The sequence below is a fragment of the Mycobacterium sp. 1245852.3 genome (assembly GCF_001669335.1).
Classification (GTDB): Bacteria; Actinomycetota; Actinomycetes; order Mycobacteriales; family Mycobacteriaceae; genus Mycobacterium; species Mycobacterium europaeum_A.
In genome coordinates, this window is the sequence record NZ_LZLL01000187.1 from 1 (window position 1) to 7339 (window position 7339).

Consider the following 7339-nt stretch of genomic DNA (forward strand, 5'->3'; position numbering starts at 1 on the left):
CAGATGCGGCTGGGCCCCTACGCGGTGATGCACGCGATCGCCGACCACGTGGTGGACCACTACCTCGAGGTGAGCAGCCTGATGCTGGCCGACATCGACGGCATCGAGGGGCTGGCGTTCGCCCCGGGCAGCAAGATCGACGTCGAGCCGATTTATCTGCTCAAGCGCGAGGTGGTCGAACTGCGCCGGTGCGTCAATCCGCTGTCGGCCGCGTTCCATCGCATCCAGATGGACAACAAGGACGTCATCTCCAAAGAGGTGCGCCGCTATCTGCGCGACGTCGCCGACCACCACTCCGAGGCCGCGGACCAGATCGCCAGCTACGACGACATGCTCAACTCGCTGATCCAGGCGGCGCTGGCCCGCGTCGGGATGCAGCAGAACAACGACATGCGCAAGATGGCGGCCTGGGCCGGCATCTTGGCGGTGCCCACCATGGTCGCCGCCATCTACGGGATGAACTTCCATTTCATGCCGGAACTGAACTGGACGTGGGGCTATCCGGCGATCATGGCCGTGATGGCCGTCGCCTGCGTGGGACTGTATTTCCAGTTCCGGCGCAACAATTGGCTCTAGCGCTTTTCGCCGAGCAGACGCAAAAGCACCCATTTCTTGGGCGTGTCGGGTGTTTTTGCGTCTGGTCGTCGCGCATGGATCACAGGTTTGTTCACATCGCCGGAGCAACTGGCTACTTGGATCGCTTGCCTTGGCGCATGTTTACGGCTGTGGACATCGAAAAAGTGCTTTTCGACGGTGGCGGGCTGGCAACTACTTCTCAACTTTTGACCGTGGTCTCGCGCAGGCGTTTGGTCGGACTTGTGAAGTCCGGCAAGCTGATTCGGGTATGCCATGGGGTCTATGCGGCGAGAGAACCCGATGCGGCTGGCATGCTGGCCGCTCTCGACCTGGTAGTCGGCCAGCCGGTCGTCGCTTGCCTAGGTACCGCTGCCGGCCTGTACGGCTTCGACACCGAAAGCACCTATCGACTCCATGTCCTTGATCCAGGCGTAAGGATGCGCCCGTCACCTGGGGTTATGGTGCATCAGCGAATCGGTGCGCCGCTGCGGCAAGTCAACGGCCGCCTCGCGACGGCGCCCGCGTGGACCGCAGTCGAAGTAGCCCGAGCACTCCGGCCGCCACGCGCCCTGGCGACGCTTGATGCCGCCCTGCACATCGGCGCTTGTACGGCCGTGGAACTGGCCGCGGCGATTCGCGAGCAGTGGGGACGCCGCGGAATCGTGAAGGTCCGCAAGCTAGTCGAATATGCCGACGGCCGCGCGGAATCACCGATGGAGAGCGAGGCGCGACTCGTATTCATCGCCAGCGGGCTGCCCACACCGGAGCTGCAACACACCATCCTGGACCGCTACGGCAAGCTGTGGCGTGTCGATTTCGCCTGGCCAGATGCGATGGTCGTGGCCGAATACGACAGCGTGGAATGGCACGTCGGCCGCGATGCCCTACTGCACGACCGGCTGAAAACCGCGCGATTGCAGGAGTGTGGATGGACATGTATTCCGATGACAGTTGACGACATCCGAAGAGATCCGGTCGGCCTGGTCGAGCGGATCAACAGTCACCTGAGGACGCCCCGCATAGCGGGCTGAGTCCACGCAGACCGTCGCGAGCAGACGCAAAAGCACCCGACACGCCGAAGAATTGGGTGCCTTTGCGTCTGCTCGGCGGGAGTCAGTTAGGTTGTGCTGCGGGGCGATTCGGGTCCAGCACATCGACGCCGTCGTTGTCCCACGCCTGCCGCATCGCCTCGGCGCCCTTGAGCCGCACCCAGGCCGCCTCGGTTGCGGTGATGGGGGTCGCCGACAGGAACTGTACGGGGTCACGGGGCGGATCCAGCGCCAGATCGCCAATCTCGCTGCGGCCCAGCAGCACCGCGGTAAACGGCACCCGCGCCGACGGGGACGCCCACAGCGGCGAGCCGAGATCGACCAGCGCGTCCGCGCACAGCACCACACCGTCGACGGCCGGCGCCGCGGCCAGGACTGCCAGGCTGCGCGCGATGCCGGTGATCGGGCCGGGATCGCGCAATTGGAGCACGATTTCGGCGCGCGGACCGCGCAACGGGTCGGCGATGTCCAGCGTCGGTTCGGTCATCGGGTGGCGTGAGCAGCCCAGGGTGACGTAGTGCACCGTCGTGTCCGGCTCGCGGAAACGCAGCACCTCGATGGTCTCGGTGCCCAGAAACGTCACACTCGCCGCGTCGGGCTCGGCGTCGGTGAAGTGTGCCCGCAGATGCGCGCGCAGCTGATCCTGTGTCACGGTGCCCCGGCCGGCGCGATGGTCAGGTTGGCCCCGGTGTCCGCATCGAAGACCGCCAGCTTGGTGGTGTCCATTGCCAATTCGATCGACTGCCCGATGGCCGCGGCGGATTCGGCGGGAACCCTTGCCACGAACTGGGTTTCGTGAGCGTCCGATTCGGCGGCCAGCTCGTCCAGCTGGGCCGAGTGCGCCGCCCACGCCGCGGTGGAGAAGTAGACGTACTTGTCCGCGCCCAGCGACTCCACCAGGTCGACCTTCACCTCGAAGGTCAGCGCCCTGATGCGCTGGTAGCCGTCGATCAACGCGGCGTCGGACAGATGCTCGGGCCGCACGCCGACGATGACGTTCGCGGGCCGCGGATGCTGGGCGAGCACCTCTTGGATTTCCGCTGTCAGCATCACCTCGCCGAACGGCAGTTTGAGCCCGACGGGCGACAGCGTGGCCGGAAAGAAGTTCATCGCCGGTGAACCGATGAAGCCGGCGACGAACAGGTTGGCGGGCTGCTCGTACAGCTCGTCGGGCGTGCCGATCTGTTGCGCGACACCGGAATGCATCACCACCACGCGATCGCCCAGCGTCATGGCCTCGGTCTGGTCGTGGGTGACGTAGACGGTCGTGGTGCCCAGCCGTTTCTGTAACCTGGCGATCTCGCCGCGCATCTGCACCCGCAGTTTCGCGTCCAGGTTCGACAGCGGCTCGTCCATCAGAAACGCCTTGGGATGGCGCACGATGGCGCGGCCCATCGCCACCCGTTGGCGTTGCCCACCCGACAACTGTGAGGGCTTGCGATCCAGAAGTTCGGTCAGATCAAGGGTTTTCGCCGTCTCCTCGACCTTCTGGGCGATCTCGGGCTTCTTCATCTTGGCCAGCGTCAACGGAAAGGCGATGTTCTGCCGCACCGTCATGTGCGGGTACAGCGCGTACGACTGGAACACCATCGCGATATCGCGGTCTTTGGGCGCCTTCTCGTTCACCCGTTCACCGCCGATGCGCAGCTCGCCGGATGAGATGTCCTCAAGCCCGGCAATCATATTCAAGGTGGTCGTCTTGCCGCAGCCCGAAGGGCCCACCAGGATCAGGAATTCGCCGTCGGCGATGGTCAGGTTCAGGTCGTGCACCGCCGTCGCGCCGTCCGGGTAACTCTTGCTGACATGCTCCAGCACAATCTCGGCCATCGAGTTATCCCTTCACAGCGCCAGAGGTCAGCCCGGCGACGATTCGTCGTTGGAAGATTAAAACAAAAGCGATGATGGGGACGGTGATCACGACGGCGCCCGCCGCGATCGATCCGGTCGGTTCCTCGAACTGCGAACTGCCGCTGAAGTTCACGATCGCCACCGGAGCGGTGATGGCCGCCTTGGTGGCGGTCAGGGTCAACGCCAGCAGCAGATCGTTCCAGGCGAAGATGAACACCAGGATCGCCGCCGTCACCACGCCGGGTGCGGCCAGCGGCACGATCACCTTGCGGAACGCCTGAGCCGGTGTCGCACCGTCCATTTTCGCCGCCTTCTCCAGATCCCAAGGGATCTCCCGGAAGAACGCCGACAGCGTGTAGATCGCGAGCGGCAGCCCGAAGGTGATGTACGGCAGGATCAGGCCCGGCCAGGTGTCGAACAAGCCGACGAAGCGTTCGATGTTGAACAACGGCGTCACCAGCGAGATGGCGGGAAACATGGTGATCAACAGGGTGGCGCCCACCAGCAGTCGCTTGCCCGGAAAGTCCAGCCGCGCAACCGCATACGCCGCCATGGCGCCGAGCACCACGGCGATCGCGGTGGTGATCAGGGCGATCCCCACGGAGTTGATCAGCGCCGAACTGAAGAAGTCACCGCGAAAGATGCCGCGATAGTTGTCCAGCGATATCGACGACGGAATCAGCTTGCCGTCCTTGATCGTCGAGCTCGGCTTCAGCGACAGGCTGAAGATCCACAGCACGGGCAGCAGCGCATACGCCCCTACCAGGGTGTCGACGACGGCCCAGAGCGCGGTGCGCCGCGCGCCGATCGACAATCCCGCCCGATCAGCGGCCATCGACATCACCCCCGGGCGCCGCCGCACCGAACACCTTGATGAACACCAACGCGATGACGCCCACGCACAAAAAGATCAGCACGCTGATCGCCGATCCGAGCCCGAGGTTGAAGCCCTTGAACAGATTGTCGTAGCCCAGCATCGACACCGATCCGGTGTTGTTGGCGCCGTTGGTGATCACGTAGATGTTGTCGAAAATGCGGAACGCGTCCAGGGTCCGGAACAACAGCGCGACCACCACCGCCGGCTTGATGATCGGCAGGGTGACTCTGGTCAGCCGCCGCCACGCGCCGGCGCCGTCGACCTGGGCGGCCTTCAGCAGATCCTCCGGCACCAGCGCCAAACCGGCCAGCAACAGCAACGACATGAAAGGTGTTGTCTTCCATACCTCGGCGACCACGACGATCCCCAGCGACGGAACCTGTTCGGTCAGCGGTGCGCTGCCTTGCGGTAGCAGGTTGGCCAGATAACCGGTGCCCGGCGTCCACGCGTAATACCAGCTGTAGGACGCGACCGCGGTGACGATGCCGTACGGGATCAGGACCGCGGTGCGCACCAGGCCCTTGCCGACCATGGTGCGGTGCATGACCAGCGCGAGCGCCAACCCCAGCACGAATTCGAGGCAGACCGAGACCACCGTGATGCCCAGCGTCACCGCCAGTGCCGTCCACCAATAGCGATCGGTCAGGATGGTCACGTAATTGTTCAGCCCGACGAACGCCGTGTCGTTGGGGACGGCAAGGTTGTTGCGCTGCAAGCTCAACCACACGGCGTAGCCGATCGGATACGCCGTCACCAACAGCATCAGCATCGCCCCGGGGGCGACCAGAAGAAACGCCAACCTCCGTTCCGCCGGCCGGCGGCGCCACCGTGGTAGGACCGATGTCGTTGGCGCGGTGCGGGTTTCGGAGACCGTGGCCGTCACGGCAGCAGCCCCTTCCCGTCGATCGCCTTCTGCACCTGCGTGCTGAGCTCGTCGGCGGTCCGCTCGGGATCGATCTGGTTGATCGGGCTCAGCGTCGCGGCGAGCCGAATAGCCACCCCCTGGTAGACCGGCGTCGCCGGGCGCACCGCGGCATCGGTGAGCTGGCGGCGAATGATGGTGTACATCGGGTATTTCGCCTGAAATTGCGAGTCGGAATACAGCGACGCGCGCACCGGCGGCAGCCCGCCTTCGAGCGAAACATACTTCTGGTGGGCCAGATTGCGCAGGCAGCGGATGGCTTCGAAGGCTTCGGCACGGTGACGCGAGGTGCTGGCCACCGCCAGGTTGGCCCCGCCGATCGTCACCTTGGCCGGGCGGCCGGGCGCCACGCCGGGATACGGGGCGAACCCGAACACTTGTTGGCTGGCCTGGTACGCGATGCGGAACTGCTCGTCATCGGGCACGAAGGCGCCGGTGTCGTTGATGCTGCCGGCCAGCATCGGGTTCCGGTTGAGCGGCAGGAACGGCACCCCGCCCTTCACCGCGTTCTCCAGCATGGACGCCAGCGCGTAGGGCCAGTTGACGGCGAGCGCGGCCCGGCCCTGTTCGACGGCCAGGCGCGCGGTGCTCTCGTCGGTCCGGCTGATCGACGGATCCGCTCCGGGCGCGACGGCCACCGACTTGAGGACGCGCAGCGCGGTCACGGTGGCCGCCCGGTGCGCGGGCGTGTCGGTCAGCGTGACCCGGCGACCATCCTCGGAGAGCACCCGGCCGCCGCCGCTCGCCAACAGCGTGTTGAACCAGACCACCAGGCCTTCGCCCTCGTTGGCCTGCACACCGATCCAGCTGGGCTGTCCCGCGGCGTGCAGCCTGGTGGCCTCGGACACCATGCCGTCCCAGGTTCGCGGTGGCTGAGGCACCAGATCTGGCCGGTACCAGAGCAATTCGGTATTGGTGGTGACGGGGGCGCCGTACAGTTTGCCTTGCCAACGCGCCGTCGCCAGCGGACCCGGCAGGGTGTCGACCGTGGCGTCGGACTCGGCGCGTCCCTCGGGATCGTCGGACAGCGGCAGCGCCCAGCCGGCTTCGGCGAACTCGGCGGTCCACACCACGTCCAGCGACATCACGTCCAGCGTGCGGTCGCGACCGGTCAGCCGGCGCGCCAGCTGCAGACGCTGTTCGCCGGGGGCCCGGGGCAGACTGATCTGCTGGATGGCGAAGCGACCGTTGAATTGCCTAGTGCAGTCCTGCGCCACCCTCGTGAAGGTCGCCCCGTCGGCGGCCGTGGTGTAGAAGCTGATCACCAAGCCATGGCCACCGGAACCGCAGGCCGATACCGCCGCGGCGATGATCGCCGTCGTCAGCGCGAACGCGCCTACCCGGCGCACGCGCCCGCGACGAATCACCACCAATTCACACCTCTCGGGCGCGGCTCAGATCGCCAAGCGCGCCAACAGATCCCGCGCCTTCTCTGCGTTCTGCGGATCACAGAGCACGTCGTAGCGCCCGGCTACCAGCTGCATGGTCGAACTGAAATCCCTGGTGCCGCGGGCCATCGAATACGGAACGGCGGAGGTGATCAACCCGAAGAACACGCCGGCGACCAGACCCGTGGCCAGCGCTCCCCACGGATTGGGACTGAAGAAGCCCAGCACCAGCCCGATGAACAACCCCAACCATGCCCCACTGAGCACCCCGCCGCCGAGCACCTTCGGCCATGTCAGCCTGCCGGTGACCCGCTCCACCTGCATCAGGTCGACACCGACGATGGTCACCTGCTGCACGGGGAACTGCTGGTCGGACAGGTAGTCCACGGCGCGCTGCGCCTCGGCATAAGTGGGATAGGAGCCCACCGGCCAGCCCCGCGGCGGCGTCGGGAGGCCGGGCGCCCCGCGGCGCCCCGCCGCGCCCGCAGGCGTCGCGCCGGGAACCTGCCCAGGCTGGAAAGGATTAGTCATCGCCGCTCATTGTCCTCCGCCTCGGCCAGGGTTTCATCTCAGGGCTTCTTCACCCAATCGACCTTTGGCCACCTGCGGAAACGCCGTGTCTTCGGCGGCGCCGACGCGACCCAGGCGTCACGCCGGCCCCAGGATTTCGCTCCGGCCC

8 protein-coding genes are annotated in these 7339 nt (G+C 66.0%); 2 read left to right on the forward strand and 6 right to left on the reverse strand.

Annotated elements, in window-relative coordinates:
* Positions 1-576 (forward strand): magnesium and cobalt transport protein CorA (locus A9W96_RS08270; RefSeq protein ID WP_197499454.1); only part of this gene is annotated, 576 nt, incomplete at its 5' end.
* 137 nt (positions 577-713) lie between these two features.
* Complete coding sequence (locus A9W96_RS08275) at positions 714-1607, forward strand: hypothetical protein (protein ID WP_066860630.1); 894 nt, start codon at positions 714-716, stop codon at positions 1605-1607.
* 82 nt (positions 1608-1689) lie between these two features.
* On the opposite strand, the gene A9W96_RS08280 is transcribed toward A9W96_RS08275, so the two are convergent.
* The 6 genes from A9W96_RS08280 to A9W96_RS08305 form a co-directional block, all read right to left on the reverse strand.
* Positions 1690-2277, reverse strand: a complete 588-nt coding sequence (locus tag A9W96_RS08280) for a suppressor of fused domain protein (protein WP_066860633.1) — start codon at positions 2275-2277, stop codon at positions 1690-1692.
* Positions 2274-3452, reverse strand: coding sequence for an ABC transporter ATP-binding protein (locus tag A9W96_RS08285; RefSeq protein ID WP_067138884.1), 1179 nt, complete (start codon positions 3450-3452; stop codon positions 2274-2276). Before A9W96_RS08285 ends, A9W96_RS08280 begins: the two co-directional genes overlap by 4 nt.
* Positions 3453-3456: 4 nt before the next feature.
* The gene (locus A9W96_RS08290) at positions 3457-4281 is read right to left on the reverse strand and encodes a carbohydrate ABC transporter permease (RefSeq protein ID WP_197499455.1); all 825 of its coding nucleotides are present in this window, start codon (positions 4279-4281) and stop codon (positions 3457-3459) included.
* A gap of 16 nt (positions 4282-4297) precedes the next feature.
* A complete protein-coding gene (locus tag A9W96_RS08295; RefSeq protein WP_197505125.1) occupies positions 4298-5119 on the reverse strand; it encodes a carbohydrate ABC transporter permease in 822 nt (273 codons plus the stop codon).
* A 110-nt stretch (positions 5120-5229) separates the two neighbouring features.
* Positions 5230-6642: an extracellular solute-binding protein gene (locus tag A9W96_RS08300; RefSeq protein WP_067138888.1), complete on the reverse strand. Its 1413-nt coding sequence runs from the start codon at positions 6640-6642 to the stop codon at positions 5230-5232.
* A 24-nt stretch (positions 6643-6666) separates the two neighbouring features.
* Positions 6667-7191 (reverse strand): general stress protein, encoded by a 525-nt coding sequence (locus tag A9W96_RS08305; protein ID WP_066880302.1) that lies wholly within the window; start codon positions 7189-7191, stop codon positions 6667-6669.
* Positions 7192-7339: the final 148 nt, after the last annotated feature.

Coding starts and splice junctions, on each gene's coding strand:
- A9W96_RS08305 (WP_066880302.1), bottom strand. CDS start 7,191: ATGACTAATCCTTTCCAGCCTGGGCAGGTTCCCGGCGCGACGCCTGCG.
- A9W96_RS08295 (WP_197505125.1), bottom strand. CDS start 5,119: ATGCTGATGCTGTTGGTGACGGCGTATCCGATCGGCTACGCCGTGTGG.
- A9W96_RS08275 (WP_066860630.1), top strand. CDS start 714: ATGTTTACGGCTGTGGACATCGAAAAAGTGCTTTTCGACGGTGGCGGG.
- A9W96_RS08285 (WP_067138884.1), bottom strand. CDS start 3,452: ATGGCCGAGATTGTGCTGGAGCATGTCAGCAAGAGTTACCCGGACGGC.